Here is a 16,059-nt window from a genome sequence, read left to right on the forward strand (position 1 = left end):
CTTCCGCTACAGTCTTCAAAGACCGTTTCTGAAAAAGATTGAAAATAGCTCTAAAAAAGCTTATAATATAAGCTATAAAATGACAGAAGGCTTCTAGGAGGATTGATTTTGAAGAAGGTTCATTTTTTTATCATTTACGGCTGTGTCTGTTTTGTACTGATTGGCGGAACCTTTCTTTATACCTACTTTAAACCTGGAGGCATAGCGGAAGCAATCGAGTCCCGCTTTAAGCTGTCTGCTGTAGTGAATGCATCCTTGAAAAAATTCGAACATGACAGTTTCTACATGGATCGGCTGTCTGAGTCGACCTATCTAGAAGGCTACAAAAAAAGAAAAGCCAAGACAGTTAAACAGCTGACTGTTTCAGATTCACCTTATTTAGCTAAGCTTTACGAAACCTATGATGATCAAGAACTGACCCATTATTTCAGCGAAGATCGGATGTACTTGGAAGAAAAGGATGGATTTGAGACCATTGATGACACCGACTCCCGGAAACATATTGATGGCTATTCGGGCATGTCCTCCTTTAAGGCTTTGCTGCAGGTCATGGTAGATAATGAGTCAGAACTGACTAAGAAAAAAGTGGACGGGGGCTATGAGTTTTCGGTGACAGCAGAAGGTGATTTGGCCTATGACCTTATCGATGCCTTCTACTATGCTTATAATGATGAACATTATGATACGACCATTGATATTGAGAAGTGTCAGGTTGCCTTTGTGGTTGACCCTAAGACTCGGACCATTCGCTCTATTGATATGACCATGGATTTGGACGAAGATACAGCCTTAGATGGAGAATTGATTTACTTCAAGCAGAGGGCAGTCTTCAAGGACTATGGCAAGGCAAAAGTCCATCTTCCAAAGAAAATCAAAGAAAAAGAAGCAAAATCAGCTGTTTAAAGGCTGATTTTTTTGTGCAAAAGTTTTTTTGTTGCAGATTTTTATGGGGATGACTTGATTTTAAATTTTTAAAAATTACCTTTTAGTGATATAATAAAGGTGATATCCTACAGAAAAGAGATAATTGATGACAAATTACGCGATTATTTTGGCTGCGGGTAAGGGTACTCGCATGAAGTCAGATTTGCCAAAGGTACTGCACAAGGTTGCAGGGATTTCCATGTTGGAACATGTTTTCCGCAGCGTCAATGCTATTAATCCAGAAAAGACCGTGACAGTTGTTGGCCACAAGGCGGAGCTAGTTGAGCAAGTCTTGGCAGGTCAGACAGACTTTGTCCGTCAGACCGAGCAGTTGGGAACTGGTCATGCCGTTATGATGGCCGAGCCTGTTTTGGAAAATCTGACAGGTCAGACGCTGGTCATTGCTGGCGACACTCCTTTGATTACAGGAGAAAGCCTGAAAAATCTGATTGACTTCCATATCAACCACAAGAATGTTGCGACTATCCTAACAGCTGAAGCAGATAATCCTTTCGGCTATGGCCGTATCGTTCGTAACCAGCACGACGAAGTTTTGAAAATTGTCGAGCAGAAGGACGCTTCTGACTTTGAGCAGCAAATCAAGGAAATCAATACGGGAACTTACGTCTTTGACAATGCTCGCCTCTTTGAAGCCCTCAAAAATATCAATACCAATAATGCTCAAGGTGAATACTATATCACAGATGTGATTGGTATTTTCCGCGAGAATGGTGAGAAAGTCGGTGCTTATACGCTCAAAGACTTTGATGAAAGTCTGGGGGTTAATGACCGTGTAGCTTTGGCTACAGCTGAAAGTGTTATGCGCCGTCGGATTAACCAGCAGCATATGGTCAATGGTGTCAGCTTTGTCAATCCTCATGCGACCTATATTGATGTGGATGTAGAAATTGCGCCTGAAGTTCAAGTTGAAGCAAATGTGACCCTGAAAGGTCAGACCAAGATTGGGGCAGAGACTATCCTGACTAATGGTACCTACATCGTGGACTCTGTCATTGGAGAACGGACTGTTATCACCAACTCCATGATTGAAGAATCAAGTGTTGCAGATGGAGTGACGGTCGGGCCTTACGCTCATATCCGTCCAGGTTCTAGTCTGGCTAAGGATGTCCATGTCGGCAACTTTGTTGAAGTTAAAGGATCGTCAATTGGCGAAAATACCAAGGCTGGTCATTTGACCTACATTGGAAACTCTGAAGTTGGCGCCAATGTCAATTTTGGTGCAGGTACGATTACAGTCAATTATGATGGTCAGAAGAAGTACAAGACTGTCATTGGCGACAATGTCTTTGTTGGTTCCAACTCGACCATTATTGCCCCAGTTGAGCTGGGTGATAACTCACTGGTCGGTGCGGGTTCTACTATCACGAAGGATGTACCAGCAGATGCCATTGCTCTGGGACGTGGCCGTCAGATTAACAAGGAAGATTATGCTAAGCGACTTCCTCATCACCCTCAAAATAAGTAGGTTTAATCATGGAATTTGAAGAAAAAACCGTCCAACGGACGGAGATTTATCAGGGATCGATTTTTAAAGTGGTTCAGGACCAGGTAGAGCTGCCAGAGGGCAAGGGTCAAGCCCAACGGGATTTGATTTTTCATAATGGTGCGGTGGCTGTGATTGCTATCACTCCGGAAAATAAGATGATTTTAGTCAAGCAGTACCGCAAGGCAATTGAAGCGACTTCTTACGAGATTCCAGCTGGCAAGCTGGAGGTAGGAGAGAATGCAGATCCTCAAGCGGCGGCCCTCCGAGAATTAGAAGAAGAGACCGGCTACACAGGACAGTTGGAGTTGGTCTATGATTTCTACTCTGCCATCGGTTTTTGTAATGAAAAAATCAAGCTCTACAGCGCCAGCCATTTAACAAAGGTCGAAAACCCTCGTCCCCAAGACGAGGATGAAACATTGGAACTTTTTGAAGTCAGTCTGGAGGAGGCGCATCAGTTGCTGCAAAACGGTGACATCTGCGATGCCAAGACCATCATGGCCCTTCAGTACTGGCAACAAAAAAATCTGAATAAATAGGAACGTAGATCAATGGGAAAAGCTTTATTAACAGATGAAATCATTGAGCGGGCCAACCGCGGTGAGGATATTTCGGGGCCGCCTCTCATGGATGACGAGGAAACCAAAATTCTTTCAACTGGCAGAAGCTCCTTTAGCTCGCAGCAGTCTAGCCGACAGGATACTCAGTTTGGTTATCAAAGCCCTCAAAACCGCTTTGGTTATGAAGAAGCTCGGTCTCAGCAGAATCAGAGTCGTTTTGGTTATCAGACTGCTCAAAACCAAGAGGAGTTTACGGATGAGACTCTGCACATTGAGGTAGATCCGACCGTGACTAAGAGCCGTCGGATTGAAAATCAGAAGCGAAGCCTCTTTCAAGCCAAACTCAATAAGATTCTCCTTTGGGTAGTTATCCTACTGATTGGTTTGATTGCTGCTATTATTTGGTGGCCTTAAAAAACTGCTCTATTGCACTTAAAAGGAAGCCTAGCCTGTCTAAGCTTCTTTTTCATCAGATGATTTGAGGTATTATATGAAAATTGGAATTATCGCTGCCATGCCCGAGGAGTTGAAGATTCTGTTGGAGCATTTAGAAAACCCGCAGAAGCACCTGCGTTTGGGCCATGTCTATCATACGGGCTCCATCGGCTATCATGAAGTGGTGTTGGTCGAAAGCGGGATTGGCAAGGTTATGTCTGCTATGAGCGTGGCTGTTTTGGTCAATGACTTCAAGGTCACAGCCGTGATTAACACAGGCTCAGCTGGAGCAGTGGCAGAAGGTTTGGCTATCGGCGATGTGGTGGTCGCAGATCGTCTGGTCTACCATGATGTGGATGTGACGGCCTTTGGCTATGACTACGGTCAGATGGCACGACAGCCACTCTATTTTGAAGCGAGTCGCTATCTGGTTGCTGAAATGAAGAAAATTTTAGACAAGACTCATCAGAAGGCCAGAGTAGGGTTGATTGCGACAGGTGACAGCTTTGTTGCAGGTCAAGACAAGATTGACCGCATCAAGGAGCATTTCCCAGATGTCCTTGCTGTCGAGATGGAAGGGGCAGCTATTGCTCAAGCTACACATTCGATTGGCCTGCCCTTTATGGTTATTCGCGCCATGAGCGACACAGCTAGCCATGATGCTAATGTTACTTTTGATGAATTCATTCTTGAAGCTGGTAAACGCTCTGCAGAGACCCTGATTCAATTTCTGAAAGAGTTGGTTTAAAGGGGGAGATAGTATGTACAAAGAGTCTTATTTTGATGGTGGTCTCTTTTCTTACATCGGTCATGTGATTTTAGCTACCTTGATTACAGTATTTACGCTGGGAATTTGTGCACCTTGGGGCATGTGTATTCTGTATAATTGGAAGATAAAACATACAGTTATTGACGGGCACCGTCTTTACTTTGATGGTACTGCCATGCAGCTTTTTGGGAATTGGATCAAGTGGTGGCTCCTGACCATTGTTACCTTTGGTATTTATGGCTTTTGGCTGAAAATCAAACTGACCCAGTGGATTACCAAGCATACGCATCATGTGAATTGAGACCAAGCAAGCGAGACTTAAGTGGCTCGCTTTTCCCTTTCTTCAGTCTTGCCAAAAAATCCCTTTTGATGGTATAATCAAGGAACTGCAATCAATGATAGAGGAGAAAAAATGAGTATTTTAGAAGTAAAAAATCTCAGCCACGGTTTCGGAGACCGGGCTATTTTTGAGGATGTATCCTTCCGCCTCCTTAAAGGTGAGCATATCGGCCTAGTCGGTGCCAATGGTGAGGGAAAGTCAACCTTTATGAGCATTGTGACAGGTAAAATGCTGCCGGACGAAGGTAAGGTTGAGTGGTCCAAGTATGTGACGGCTGGCTATCTGGACCAGCATGCAGTGCTGGAGCAAGGTCAGTCTGTCCGTGATGTCTTGCGTATAGCCTTTGACGATCTTTTCAAGACAGAGGCCCGCATCAATGAAATCTATATGAGCATGGCTGAGGATGGAGCAGACGTTGATGCCCTTATGGAAGAAGTGGGCGAGCTGCAGGACCGCTTGGAGAGCCGAGATTTCTATACTCTAGATGCCAAGATTGACGAGGTCGCACGGGCACTAGGTGTTATGGATTACGGTATGGAGAGTGATGTGACGGAGCTATCTGGCGGACAGCGGACCAAGGTTCTCTTGGCTAAGTTGCTTCTGGAAAAACCGGATATCCTGCTCTTGGACGAGCCGACCAACTATCTGGATGCGGAGCACATTGACTGGCTCAAGCGTTACCTACAGAACTATGAAAATGCCTTTGTTCTGATCTCGCATGATATTCCTTTCCTGAATGACGTGATTAATATCGTCTACCATGTGGAAAATCAGCACTTGACCCGTTATTCTGGCGACTACTATCAGTTCCAGGAAGTCTATGAGATGAAAAAATCTCAGCTGGAAGCAGCCTATGAGCGCCAGCAGAAAGAAATTGCGGACCTTAAGGACTTTGTGGCTCGCAATAAAGCCCGTGTGGCGACCCGTAATATGGCCATGTCCCGCCAGAAAAAGCTGGATAAGATGGATATTATTGAGCTGCAGAGTGAGAAGCCAAAGCCTACCTTTGACTTCAAGCCTGCCCGCACACCTGGCCGTTTTATCTTCCAAGCCAAAGATTTGCAGATTGGTTACGACCGACCGCTGACCCAGCCCCTTAACCTGACCTTTGAGCGCAATCAGAAGGTGGCTATCATCGGGGCAAATGGGATTGGGAAAACGACCCTGCTCAAGAGTTTGCTAGGGATTATCCCGCCTATCGAAGGTCAAGTCGAGCGCGGGGACTATCTGGAGCTGGGTTATTTCGAGCAGGAAGTCGAAGGCGGCAATCGTCAGACACCGCTGGAAGCAGTCTGGAACGCCTTTCCGGCTCTTAACCAAGCAGAAGTCCGAGCTGCTTTAGCTAGATGTGGTCTGACCTCCAAGCACATCGAGAGCCAAATTCAGGTCCTTTCAGGTGGAGAGCAGGCCAAGGTCCGCCTTTGCCTCCTTATGAACCGAGAAAATAATGTTCTTGTGCTGGACGAGCCGACCAACCACCTGGATGTCGATGCCAAGGAAGAGCTCAAACGGGCGCTGAAAGAATACAAGGGCAGTATCCTCATGGTCTGCCACGAGCCTGATTTCTATGAAGGCTGGATGGATCAGATTTGGAATTTTAACCAGTTGACTTGATAAAATTTAATAAAAGAAAAGAGATGGTTCATTGAGAATCGTCTCTTTCTATTACTAATAATTCAAAAACTGCTCGATTTCCTGCTTCTCAATCTGTTTACCGTGCTGGCATACAGGGCAGGTGAGGTAATGTTTTCTACCGTAAGGAAAGGTTGGAATCCAATAGAGTGTAAACTTTCGGCCGGTTTCAATAATGTCCCAAGGTGCGACATTGTGGCAGTTGGCACATTCGATATTGCTTTGGGTCTGTCCTACGTTTTTCTGATAACCTTTATATCCCCAGATAATCATATTGATTTCCCTCCTTTATTGGTTGGGCAGCAAGCTTATTTGCTGAAGTCATAGTCCTTGATAATCTCGATTTTTTCAATCTTGATATCTTTTTTAGGCTTGTCGTTGTCGTCTGTTTCTGCGGCAGCGATTTTGTCCACCACATCCATCCCTTCCAGCACTTGGCCAAATACGGTATAAGCTCCGCCATCTAAAGTAGGATTTCCACCGTTTTTATAGGCTTCGATGATTTTAGCTGGGAAAGAATCCGTAGACATTTGGCTGGACAGGTCTTTCTTGCTTTGGTTAATGAAGAACTGACTGCCATTGGTATCAGGGCCTGCATTGGCCATGGATAGAGCGCCACGAATATTATAAAGATATGGAGAATACTCATTTTTAAAGCCGTTTCCAGAGTCTTTAGACTTGTCTTTTCCCTTCCAGATAGACTCGCCTCCAGTGCCGTTGCCTTTAGGATCTCCGGTCTGAATCATAAATTCATTGATAACACGGTGGAATATAATACCGTCATAATAGCCTTCCTTAGCATGGGTCAGGAAGTTTTCGACCGCCAGTGGGGCTTGTTTTGGAAAGAGCTTGATGCGGATATCCCCTTCAGTCGTTACCAATTTGACTTCCGCTTCATCTTCAGCAACTTCTGTAGACAGCTGCGGGAAGTTGGCATTTTCGTTGGTCATGGCATCCTTGAATTGCTCACGGAGTTTGCTGGTTTCCTCTGGGTCAGAGCTAGAGCTCACTAGCGAAGAACTGCTGGATGAGTTGGAGGAGCTAGTAGTCTCCTCTTTCTTACCTTTACCAGAGCAGCCAGCCAAGACAAGTCCTGATAAGAGGCTGATAAGAAGAATTTTTTTCATATAAAACCTTTCTCACATTAGATTGTAAACTACTGATATTTTACTACAATTAGGCTAGTTTTTCAAACCCTCCTGTGTCAGACAATCCAGGAGCAGATTTTTAAGTCCTGCTAGCCGTAAGTTCAGGTCGCGAATTGCTTCTATATCTAGCCATTCAGGCTGATAGAGATTCTGGGCATGACTGCGAAGGGCTTCCTCGCCCTGAATCACTGGGGCTGATGTATGGCTGATAGCGGCATGAAAATAGATTTCTAAGCGTTGGCCATTTCTGAAAGTAAAGGCTGGCTGCAGCTGCTTTTCAGACAAGCTCCAACCCAGCTCTTCCTGAATTTCTCGCTGAGCTGCTTTGACTGCAGTCTCACCTGACTCGGCTCCGCCGCCCGGTATCACAAAATACTCTTCTCCATTTTTCCAGCGGTGGATGAGTAGTATTTGCTTGGTTTCGGGATTGAAAAGAATGACTCCGGCTCGCATTATTTTCCTTCTGAAATATTTTTACTGTTAATTAGAATTTCTCTATATTCTAACATAAGAACAAGAGTTTTGCTTGGACTTGTTAAAAGTATGGTAGAGTGAACAAATCATCTTGATGTAATTAAATTTTATCTAAAGAGAGAGCTTAATAGCAGGCGAACTTGTGCATTGAGAGATGTTATGGTAAAATAAACAAAGTAAAAATAATAAGGAGTGTTTTCCATGGAGAAAAGACTGACAAGAGATGTCAAAAACAAGAAAATCGCTGGTGTATGTGCTGGTATCGCAAACTACTTTGATTTAGATCCAACCTTGGTCCGTATTCTTTGTATTGTTTTTTGCTGTGCAGCAGGTACAGGTGTCTTGGCTTACTTGATTGCCTGGGCGGTTATGCCAGAGGCTTAATAAGAATTTTGTGATAGTGAAATGAGAACTGGTTAGTCCAGTTCTTTTTGCGTGGATAAATAAGTTTTTTGTTTCTGATCTAGATAAAAGATTTCTCATCTATGGCTCAAATATGGTATAATAAGGGTTATGGCAACTAAGAAAAACACGAAAAAAGGCCGGACAACTCGCCGGCCGACAAAAGCAGAATTAGAAAGACAAAAAGCAATAAAGAGAATGATTGCCACCTTTGTGCTGGCTCTTATTCTTTTGTTTGCAGCTATAAAGCTGGGCGCCTTTGGGGTTACCATTTATAATATGATTCGCCTCTTGGTGGGAAGCTTGGCTTATCTGGCTATTCTGGCCAGCTTTGGCTATCTCTTTTTTTTCAAGTGGCTGCACAAGCACGAGGGGACGGTTTCAGGATTTATCAGCCTCTTTTTAGGGTTGGAGTTGATCTTCCAAGCTTATTTTGTCAGTGTGTTGAAGCTAGAAGGGGCAGCTGTCTTATCCACAACTCTAGGCAGGGTCTTGACTGATTTGACAGCTTTTAAGGTCAGCTCCTTCGCGGGTGGCGGCCTGCTGGGCTCTCTCCTGTACGCACCTATCTCTTTCCTTTTTTCAAATATTGGCTCCTATTTCTTCGGCTTGCTCCTCATTCTTTTGGGCGGTCTGCTCATGAGCCCTTGGTCTATCTATGACATTTCAGAAAAGGCTATGGCAGCCTTTCAAAATTGGAGAGAGAAGCAGGAAGAAAAGCGGCAGCTCCGTTTCTTGGAGCAGGAAGAGAAAGCTGCACAGGCAGCGATGCAAGCCATTGAAGTAGAGCAAGAAGAAGCTGAAGTCGATCCTGAAACAGGAGAGATTTTAGATGACGAGGACTTGTCAGATACAGCTGTGGACTTTGACGAGGCAGACTATGAGGAAGTGGGGGAGTATGACCCCCATGAGCCTCTGGACTTTGGTCGTGAAGAAGAGACGGAGGAGGCAGATGCGGATGTAGAGGTAGAAGTGGACTTTACCGCCAAGGAAAGTCTGGACTATAAGCTGCCGACCATCAACCTCTTTGCGCCCGACAAGCCTAAAAACCAGTCCAAGGAAAAACGCATTGTCCGAGACAATATTAAGATTTTGGAAGAGACCTTTGCTAGTTTTGGGATCAAGGCTGCTGTTGAGCGGGCTGAAATCGGACCTTCCGTCACTAAGTACGAGGTCAAGCCAGCTGTTGGTGTTCGGGTCAATCGGATTTCCAATCTGGCTGATGACTTGGCTCTTGCCCTAGCTGCCAAGGATGTACGGATTGAGGCACCGATTCCTGGGAAATCCCTAGTAGGGATTGAAGTGCCCAACTCTGAAGTTGCGACCGTGACTTTCCGAGAACTTTGGGAACAGTCGAAGACGGATGCCAGCAAGCTCCTAGAAATCCCACTTGGGAAGGCTGTCAACGGCTCTGTCCGCTCCTTTGACTTGGCTAAGATGCCCCATCTCTTGGTAGCGGGCTCTACTGGTTCTGGAAAATCTGTGGCCGTCAACGGTATTATTGCCAGCATTCTCATGAAAGCCAGACCTGATGAAGTCAAGTTTATGATGGTGGATCCTAAGATGGTGGAGCTGTCCGTTTATAATGACATTCCCCACTTGCTTATCCCAGTCGTGACCAATCCTCGCAAGGCTAGCCGTGCACTCCAGAAGGTTGTAGATGAGATGGAAAACCGCTATGAACTCTTCTCCAAGGTCGGTGCCCGTAACATTGCTGGCTACAATGCTAAAGTAGCCGAGTACAATGCTCAGTCAGAATACAAGCAGGTTCCCCTGCCTTTAATCGTCGTCATCGTGGACGAGCTGGCTGACCTTATGATGGTGGCCAGCAAGGAAGTGGAAGACGCCATTATCCGTTTAGGGCAGAAAGCGCGTGCGGCTGGGATTCACATGATTCTGGCTACCCAGCGGCCATCTGTAGATGTTATCTCCGGTCTGATTAAGGCTAATGTGCCTTCTCGGATTGCCTTTGCAGTCTCCAGCGGGACAGACAGTCGGACCATTCTGGATGAAAATGGGGCAGAAAAGCTCTTGGGTCGAGGGGATATGCTCTTTAAGCCAATTGATGAAAACCATCCGGTTCGTCTGCAGGGCTCCTTTATCTCAGATGAAGATGTAGAGCGAATCGTAGCCTTCGTCAAGAATCAAGCTGAAGCTGACTATGATGATAGCTTTGATCCTGGTGAAGTATCTGAAAGTGATTTGGATACTGGCGGGGGCGACGATGAAGGCGATCCTCTCTTTGAAGAAGCCAAGGCCTTGGTCATCGAGACTCAGAAAGCTAGCGCTTCAATGATCCAGCGGAGACTCTCGGTCGGCTTTAATCGAGCCACTCGTCTTATGGAAGAACTTGAAGCGGCAGGCGTTATCGGACCAGCAGAAGGAACCAAGCCGAGAAAAGTTTTGCAGACTAATTAATTCTAATTTCACTAGTCTGCCAGCAAGATAATCATTTGATAAAAATAAATCTGCCAGCAGTCAGCCGGCAGATTTTCTCTACTTACACATTGCCAAGGAAAGGAAAAGAAGGTATGAAACTAGACACTATTCACCATATAGCCATCATTGGCCATGATTATGCCAAGACTAGGGAGTTTTATGTGGACAAGCTGGGCTTTGAGCAGCTGGATGAGCACCATCGGCCAGACAAGCAGGACATTCTCTTTAACGTTCGCAAGGGAAATCTAATTCTGGAAATTTTTATCAAGGAAGAAGCTCCCAAGCGGCCAGCCTTGCCTGCTCCAGAGCATACGGGTCTGCGGCATCTGGCCTTCCGAGTGACAAATGTCGAAGAAACGCTAGAGGAATTTGACCGTTTGGAGATTCCTCATACCGAGCTGCGCTATGACGACTTTGACGGCCGTAAGATGGCTTTCTTCTTTGATCCAGATGGCCTGCCTCTGGAGATTCATGAATAAGACTAGGAGCATCGTAAGGTTCTTCTTTCACGGCAAAAGAAGGACTTGTAAATCTCACATATGAAAAACCCATCAGCTATCTCATAACCGATGGGTTTTGTTTTACATTATTACAAAAAGAGTCCGATGACCATGGCTAGGTACATGAAGAAGGTCAGAAGAAAACCGGCCCGCCAGAAGAACTTAAAGAACTTAGGGTAGTAGAAGCTCCGTTTTTTCTTGAGAAAATAGATGGTGATGGCGATAGCAAGAACTGAGAGAGCCAGAGTCAGCTGGGGCAGCAAGCTATGATAGTAGGCCTTGTCTGAAATAATATAAAATTCCACAACAAAAAGCGGAAAAGCCAAGTCCGCAAAGTTTAAACCGTATTTTCTTAATTGAAAAACTCGCACTGTAATAGTGGTTAAAATCAATGTTAAAAAGATAAATAAAATCGAAGCAATCTTTAATAGTGTCATAAGATTATTTTACCACAAAAAATTCAAAAAAGAAGATAAAATTCCTTGCATTTAACAAAGTTTAGTGTATAATAGAAAGGTATGCAAAAAGCATACTTGTGGGAGGTAAAAATCTTTATTTACCGCCAAAACCACAAAGGAGGATTTAAAAATGGCTAAAAAAGTCGAAAAACTTGTAAAATTGCAAATCCCTGCTGGTAAAGCTACTCCAGCTCCACCAGTTGGTCCTGCGCTTGGTCAAGCCGGTATCAACATCATGGGATTCACTAAGGAGTTCAACGCTCGTACAGCTGATCAAGCTGGTATGATTATTCCAGTTGTTATCTCAGTATACGAAGACAAATCATTCACTTTCGTGACTAAGACTCCGCCAGCTGCTGTTCTTCTGAAGAAAGCTGCAGGTGTTGAAAAAGGTTCTGGTGAGCCAAACAAAACGAAAGTTGCAACAGTTACTCGTGCGCAAGTACAAGAAATTGCTGAAACTAAGATGCCAGATTTGAACGCTGCAAACATCGAGTCTGCAATGCGTATGATTGAAGGTACTGCTCGTTCTATGGGATTCACTGTTGTTGACTAATCAATAACGCTCGTCCCATTTGCCCGCACTACACTTGATCAGATTGATGAGTGACGTGGGAGATGAAAATCGATTGAACCACTTACAAGGAGAAAGATAAAATGGCTAAAAAAAGCAAACAACTTCGTGCTGCTCTTGAAAAAATCGACAGCACAAAAGCATACAGCGTAGAAGAAGCTGTAGCACTTGCAAAAGAAACTAACTTTGCAAAATTCGACGCAACTGTAGAAGTTGCTTATAACTTGAACATCGACGTTAAAAAAGCTGACCAACAAATCCGTGGCGCAATGGTATTGCCAAACGGAACTGGTAAAACTTCACGCGTTCTTGTTTTCGCACGTGGTGCTAAAGCAGAAGAAGCGAAAGCTGCTGGTGCAGACTTCGTTGGTGAAGATGACCTCGTTGCAAAAATCAACGACGGTTGGTTGGACTTTGATGTAGTAATCGCTACACCTGATATGATGGCACTTGTAGGTCGCCTTGGACGTGTCCTTGGACCTCGTAACTTGATGCCAAACCCTAAGACTGGTACTGTAACAATGGACGTTGCAAAAGCAGTTGAAGAGTCTAAAGGTGGTAAGATTACTTACCGTGCAGACCGTGCAGGTAACGTACAAGCTATCATTGGTAAAGTTTCATTTGAAGCTGACAAGTTGGTTGAAAACTTCAAAGCTTTCAACGACACAATCCAAAAAGCGAAACCAGCTACTGCTAAAGGTACTTACGTAACCAACCTGACTATCACTACTACACAAGGTGTTGGTATCAAGGTTGACGTAAACTCACTTTAAGAATTTATATTGAACTGCCTTTAGGTAGTTCTTTTTTTGAAATAAAAATGCTGATAGCGATTAAAAACTCATAGAAACATGTTATAATAATATCGAATCAATTTATTTTATAACAAAAGGAGACGGTGTCATGAAAAAAGATCAGAACCAGCTAACTTGGCTGATGGTATCTCTGATTGCTTTTAATATGGTCTGGGGTCTGGGAAATGTAGTTAATAACTACTCCCAGCAGGGCATTTCGGTAATTGTTTCTTGGATTCTTATCCTGGCTATTTACTTTATTCCCTATGCCCTCATCGTGGGACAGTTAGGCTCTACTTTTAAGGAGAGCGGAGGCGGTGTCAGCGACTGGGTGGAGAAAACCTCTACCAAGCGGCTGGCTTATTTTGCGGCCTGGACTTACTGGGTGGTGCACATTCCCTATCTGGCTCAGAAGCCGCAGGGAGTTTTGATTCCGCTGGGCTGGGCTATTCAGGGGAATGGCGACTTTTTGAGTAGCCTTGATATTCATTGGATTGTTATTCTTGGCTTGCTGATTTTTGGTGCCTTTCTCTACTTGTCAACCAAGGGGCTGTCTACACTCAAGGTGATTGGGGGCTTGGCAGGAAGTGCTATGCTGATTATGTCTTTCCTCTTCGTCCTCTTAGCGGTCGGGGCTCCTTTTATCAAACCTGATATGCAGTTTGCGACGGCCAATATGGATAAGCTCAGCACTTACATTCCCAATTTTGATTTTTCTTATTTCACGACTATCTCCCTCTTGGTCTTTGCGGTCGGCGGGGCTGAGAAAATCTCGCCTTACGTTAACCAAACACGCAATCCAGCCAAGGAATTTCCAAAGGGGATGATTGTCATGGCTGTCATGGTTGGTGCATCTGCTATCCTAGGCTCTCTGGCTATGGGCATGCTTTTTGATGGCAGTAATATTCCTGAAGACCTGATGCGAAATGGAGCTTACCAAGCCTTCCAAAAGCTGGGCAACTACTGGGGAGTGGGCAATGTACTAGTAGTCATCTATGCCCTGACCAATATGGTTGGACAGATTGCTGCACTGGCTTTCTCTATTGACGCACCTCTGCAAATCATGCTCAATAATGCAGATGAAGAGTTTGTTCCAAGTTGGTTGCGCAAGAGAACATCAAAAGGGGTCCTCATTAACGGTTACATTCTGACGGGGATTTTGGTTAGCTTCTTGATTATTCTGCCTATCTTTGGAATCAAAGAAATTGACGGCCTGGTCAAATGGATGACCAATCTCAACTCCATCGTTATGCCCATGCGTTATCTCTGGGTATTCCTGGCCTATATGATGTTGAACAAGGCCTGGAAGAAGTACAAGGATGCTGAGTACAAGTTTACCAAAAATCCCAAAGTTGGCTTTGCCATCGGAGCTTGGTGCTTCCTCTTTACAGCCTTTGCCTGCATTTTAGGGATGGTTCCGAAAGTGGACTTTGCCAAAGATCCAGCTGGATGGCAATTCTCTCTCTTGACAAATATCCTGACACCAATCGTCTTGATCAGTCTGGGTGTCATCCTGCCACTCTTAGCTAAGCGGGAAAAGAAACAGTCTCTCAAGCAGTGAGTAGACCTAGCAAAAGATGATTAAAGTATTCATTCCCAGTCCTATCTGATGATGGGGCTGGTTTTTCTGTGAAATGAGTTAGTCTGCTCTGCTATTTTACAAAAAGGAAAAAAGAAAAAATTCAGTGATTTAACTATATAAAAATCATAAAATGTGGTAAAATAGTACAGATAAAATAAGGAGTAAAAAAATGGTAGAACCTAAGTATAAGCGTATTTTGATTAAGTTGTCAGGTGAAGCTCTTGCCGGTGAAAAAGGCGTTGGTATTGATATTCAAACTGTTCAGAAGATGGCGGAAGAAATCAAAGAAGTTCATGATTTGGGAGTTCAAATTGCTCTGGTTATCGGAGGCGGAAACCTTTGGCGGGGTGAGCCGGCAGCAGAAGCGGGTATGGATCGTGTGCAGGCCGATTATACTGGTATGTTGGGCACTGTCATGAATGCGCTGGTAATGGCGGATTCGCTGCAGCAGGTAGGTGTAGATACGCGCGTGCAGACAGCGATTGCTATGCAGCAGGTTGCTGAACCTTACATCCGTGGTCGGGCCCTTCGTCATCTGGAAAAAGGCCGTATCGTCATTTTCGGTGCAGGTATTGGTTCTCCTTATTTTTCAACCGATACAACCGCTGCCTTGCGATCAGCAGAGATTGAAGCGGATGCGATTCTCATGGCTAAAAATGGCGTGGACGGTGTCTATAATGCCGATCCTAAGAAGGACAAGACTGCAGTTAAGTTTGATGAACTGACCCACCGGGATGTCATCAGTAAGGGACTGCGGATTATGGACTCAACGGCTTCGACCTTGTCTATGGACAATGATATTGACTTGGTTGTCTTTAACATGAATGAGCCAGGCAATATCAAACGTGTTGTTATCGGTGAGCAAATCGGAACAACAGTATCAAATAATTTATAAGAACGGAGATTAGAAACTCATGGCAAATGCAATTGTAGAAAAAGCAAAAGAAAGAATGATCCACTCGCACCAAAGTCTGGCTCGTGAATTTGGCAGCATCCGTGCAGGCCGCGCCAATGCCAGCCTTTTGGATCGCATCCATGTGGAGTACTATGGAGTAGAAACTCCGCTCAACCAAATCGCTTCGATTACGATTCCGGAAGCACGTGTTCTTTTGGTAACACCTTTTGACAAGTCTTCTATCAAGGATATTGAGCGTGCGCTTAATGCTTCTGACCTTGGAATTACTCCAGCCAGCGATGGCTCTGTGATTCGTCTGGTCATTCCAGCTCTGACAGAGGAAACTCGCCGGGACTTGGCTAAAGAAGTGAAAAAGGTCGGTGAAAATGCTAAAGTTGCTATCCGCAACATCCGTCGCGATGCTATGGATGAAGCTAAGAAGCAGGAAAAAGCCAAAGAAATCACTGAAGACGAATTGAAGACCCTGGAAAAGGATATTCAAAAAGTAACGGACGATGCTGTCAAACATATCGATGAAATGACAGCAAACAAAGAAAAAGAACTTTTAGAAGTTTAACATTTTTATCAGAATCAAAACTCAGTTGGCTTTGGCTGACTGAGTTGTT

The 16,059-nt window shown here is 44.6% G+C and carries 19 protein-coding genes; 15 read left to right on the top strand and 4 right to left on the bottom strand.

Going from position 1 to position 16,059, the window contains the following annotated elements; all coding sequences use genetic code 11:
• Positions 1 to 108: 108 nt before the first annotated feature.
• The 7 genes from DQM55_RS03805 (at position 109) to DQM55_RS03835 (ending at position 6,149) form a co-directional block, all read left to right on the top strand.
• Complete coding sequence (locus DQM55_RS03805) at positions 109 to 903, top strand: hypothetical protein (protein WP_111675523.1); 795 nt, start codon at positions 109 to 111, stop codon at positions 901 to 903.
• Between the two features lie 127 nt (positions 904 to 1,030).
• The gene (gene glmU, locus DQM55_RS03810; RefSeq protein WP_002897132.1) at positions 1,031 to 2,410 is read left to right on the top strand and encodes a bifunctional UDP-N-acetylglucosamine diphosphorylase/glucosamine-1-phosphate N-acetyltransferase GlmU; all 1,380 of its coding nucleotides are present in this window, start codon (positions 1,031 to 1,033) and stop codon (positions 2,408 to 2,410) included.
• Between the two features lie 8 nt (positions 2,411 to 2,418).
• Positions 2,419 to 2,970, top strand: a complete 552-nt coding sequence (locus DQM55_RS03815) for an NUDIX hydrolase (protein ID WP_111675524.1) — start codon at positions 2,419 to 2,421, stop codon at positions 2,968 to 2,970.
• 12 nt (positions 2,971 to 2,982) lie between these two features.
• On the top strand, positions 2,983 to 3,405 hold the full coding sequence (gene macP, locus DQM55_RS03820; protein WP_002905026.1) for a cell wall synthase accessory phosphoprotein MacP: 423 nt from the start codon (positions 2,983 to 2,985) through the stop codon (positions 3,403 to 3,405).
• A 76-nt stretch (positions 3,406 to 3,481) separates the two neighbouring features.
• Positions 3,482 to 4,174, top strand: coding sequence for a 5'-methylthioadenosine/adenosylhomocysteine nucleosidase (locus DQM55_RS03825; RefSeq protein WP_002920681.1), 693 nt, complete (start codon positions 3,482 to 3,484; stop codon positions 4,172 to 4,174).
• Between the two features lie 13 nt (positions 4,175 to 4,187).
• Positions 4,188 to 4,496: a DUF898 family protein gene (locus tag DQM55_RS03830; protein WP_002894826.1), complete on the top strand. Its 309-nt coding sequence runs from the start codon at positions 4,188 to 4,190 to the stop codon at positions 4,494 to 4,496.
• A 111-nt stretch (positions 4,497 to 4,607) separates the two neighbouring features.
• Positions 4,608 to 6,149 (top strand): ABC-F family ATP-binding cassette domain-containing protein, encoded by a 1,542-nt coding sequence (locus DQM55_RS03835; protein ID WP_111675525.1) that lies wholly within the window; start codon positions 4,608 to 4,610, stop codon positions 6,147 to 6,149.
• Between the two features lie 54 nt (positions 6,150 to 6,203).
• Here DQM55_RS03835 and DQM55_RS03840 read toward each other — a convergent pair whose 3' ends face one another.
• The 3 genes from DQM55_RS03840 to DQM55_RS03850 are packed head-to-tail and all read right to left on the bottom strand — an operon-like array spanning position 6,204 to position 7,768.
• Entirely contained in the window at positions 6,204 to 6,440 is a 237-nt protein-coding gene (locus DQM55_RS03840) for a zinc-ribbon domain-containing protein (protein WP_002897142.1), read from the bottom strand.
• Positions 6,441 to 6,475: 35 nt separating this feature from the next.
• Positions 6,476 to 7,294 (bottom strand): peptidylprolyl isomerase, encoded by an 819-nt coding sequence (locus tag DQM55_RS03845; protein WP_111675526.1) that lies wholly within the window; start codon positions 7,292 to 7,294, stop codon positions 6,476 to 6,478.
• Between the two features lie 54 nt (positions 7,295 to 7,348).
• Positions 7,349 to 7,768, bottom strand: a complete 420-nt coding sequence (locus tag DQM55_RS03850; protein ID WP_111675527.1) for an NUDIX domain-containing protein — start codon at positions 7,766 to 7,768, stop codon at positions 7,349 to 7,351.
• Between the two features lie 222 nt (positions 7,769 to 7,990).
• On the opposite strand from DQM55_RS03850, the gene DQM55_RS03855 reads away from it, so the two are divergent.
• From DQM55_RS03855 to gloA2, 3 genes are all read left to right on the top strand, one after another.
• On the top strand, positions 7,991 to 8,173 hold the full coding sequence (locus tag DQM55_RS03855) for a PspC domain-containing protein (protein WP_111675528.1): 183 nt from the start codon (positions 7,991 to 7,993) through the stop codon (positions 8,171 to 8,173).
• A 129-nt stretch (positions 8,174 to 8,302) separates the two neighbouring features.
• Entirely contained in the window at positions 8,303 to 10,609 is a 2,307-nt protein-coding gene (locus DQM55_RS03860) for a DNA translocase FtsK (RefSeq protein ID WP_111675529.1), read from the top strand.
• A gap of 113 nt (positions 10,610 to 10,722) precedes the next feature.
• The gene (gene gloA2 / locus DQM55_RS03865) at positions 10,723 to 11,109 is read left to right on the top strand and encodes an SMU1112c/YaeR family gloxylase I-like metalloprotein (RefSeq protein WP_111675530.1); all 387 of its coding nucleotides are present in this window, start codon (positions 10,723 to 10,725) and stop codon (positions 11,107 to 11,109) included.
• Positions 11,110 to 11,219: 110 nt separating this feature from the next.
• Here the strand turns inward: gloA2 and DQM55_RS03870 are convergent, their stop codons facing one another.
• A complete protein-coding gene (locus DQM55_RS03870) occupies positions 11,220 to 11,567 on the bottom strand; it encodes a DUF3397 domain-containing protein (protein ID WP_002897148.1) in 348 nt (115 codons plus the stop codon).
• Positions 11,568 to 11,718: 151 nt separating this feature from the next.
• On the opposite strand from DQM55_RS03870, the gene rplK reads away from it, so the two are divergent.
• From rplK to frr, 5 genes are all read left to right on the top strand, one after another.
• A complete protein-coding gene (gene rplK, locus DQM55_RS03875) occupies positions 11,719 to 12,144 on the top strand; it encodes a 50S ribosomal protein L11 (protein WP_002894851.1) in 426 nt (141 codons plus the stop codon).
• 101 nt (positions 12,145 to 12,245) lie between these two features.
• Positions 12,246 to 12,935: a 50S ribosomal protein L1 gene (gene rplA, locus DQM55_RS03880; RefSeq protein ID WP_002894855.1), complete on the top strand. Its 690-nt coding sequence runs from the start codon at positions 12,246 to 12,248 to the stop codon at positions 12,933 to 12,935.
• 130 nt (positions 12,936 to 13,065) lie between these two features.
• Positions 13,066 to 14,517 (top strand): APC family permease, encoded by a 1,452-nt coding sequence (locus tag DQM55_RS03885; RefSeq protein ID WP_111675531.1) that lies wholly within the window; start codon positions 13,066 to 13,068, stop codon positions 14,515 to 14,517.
• A 190-nt stretch (positions 14,518 to 14,707) separates the two neighbouring features.
• Positions 14,708 to 15,433, top strand: a complete 726-nt coding sequence (gene pyrH, locus DQM55_RS03890; RefSeq protein WP_002894857.1) for a UMP kinase — start codon at positions 14,708 to 14,710, stop codon at positions 15,431 to 15,433.
• A 19-nt stretch (positions 15,434 to 15,452) separates the two neighbouring features.
• Entirely contained in the window at positions 15,453 to 16,010 is a 558-nt protein-coding gene (gene frr / locus DQM55_RS03895; protein WP_111675532.1) for a ribosome recycling factor, read from the top strand.
• Positions 16,011 to 16,059: the final 49 nt, after the last annotated feature.

The organism is Streptococcus sanguinis, assembly GCF_900475275.1.
In the GTDB taxonomy this organism is placed as follows: Bacteria; Bacillota; Bacilli; order Lactobacillales; family Streptococcaceae; genus Streptococcus; species Streptococcus sanguinis_N.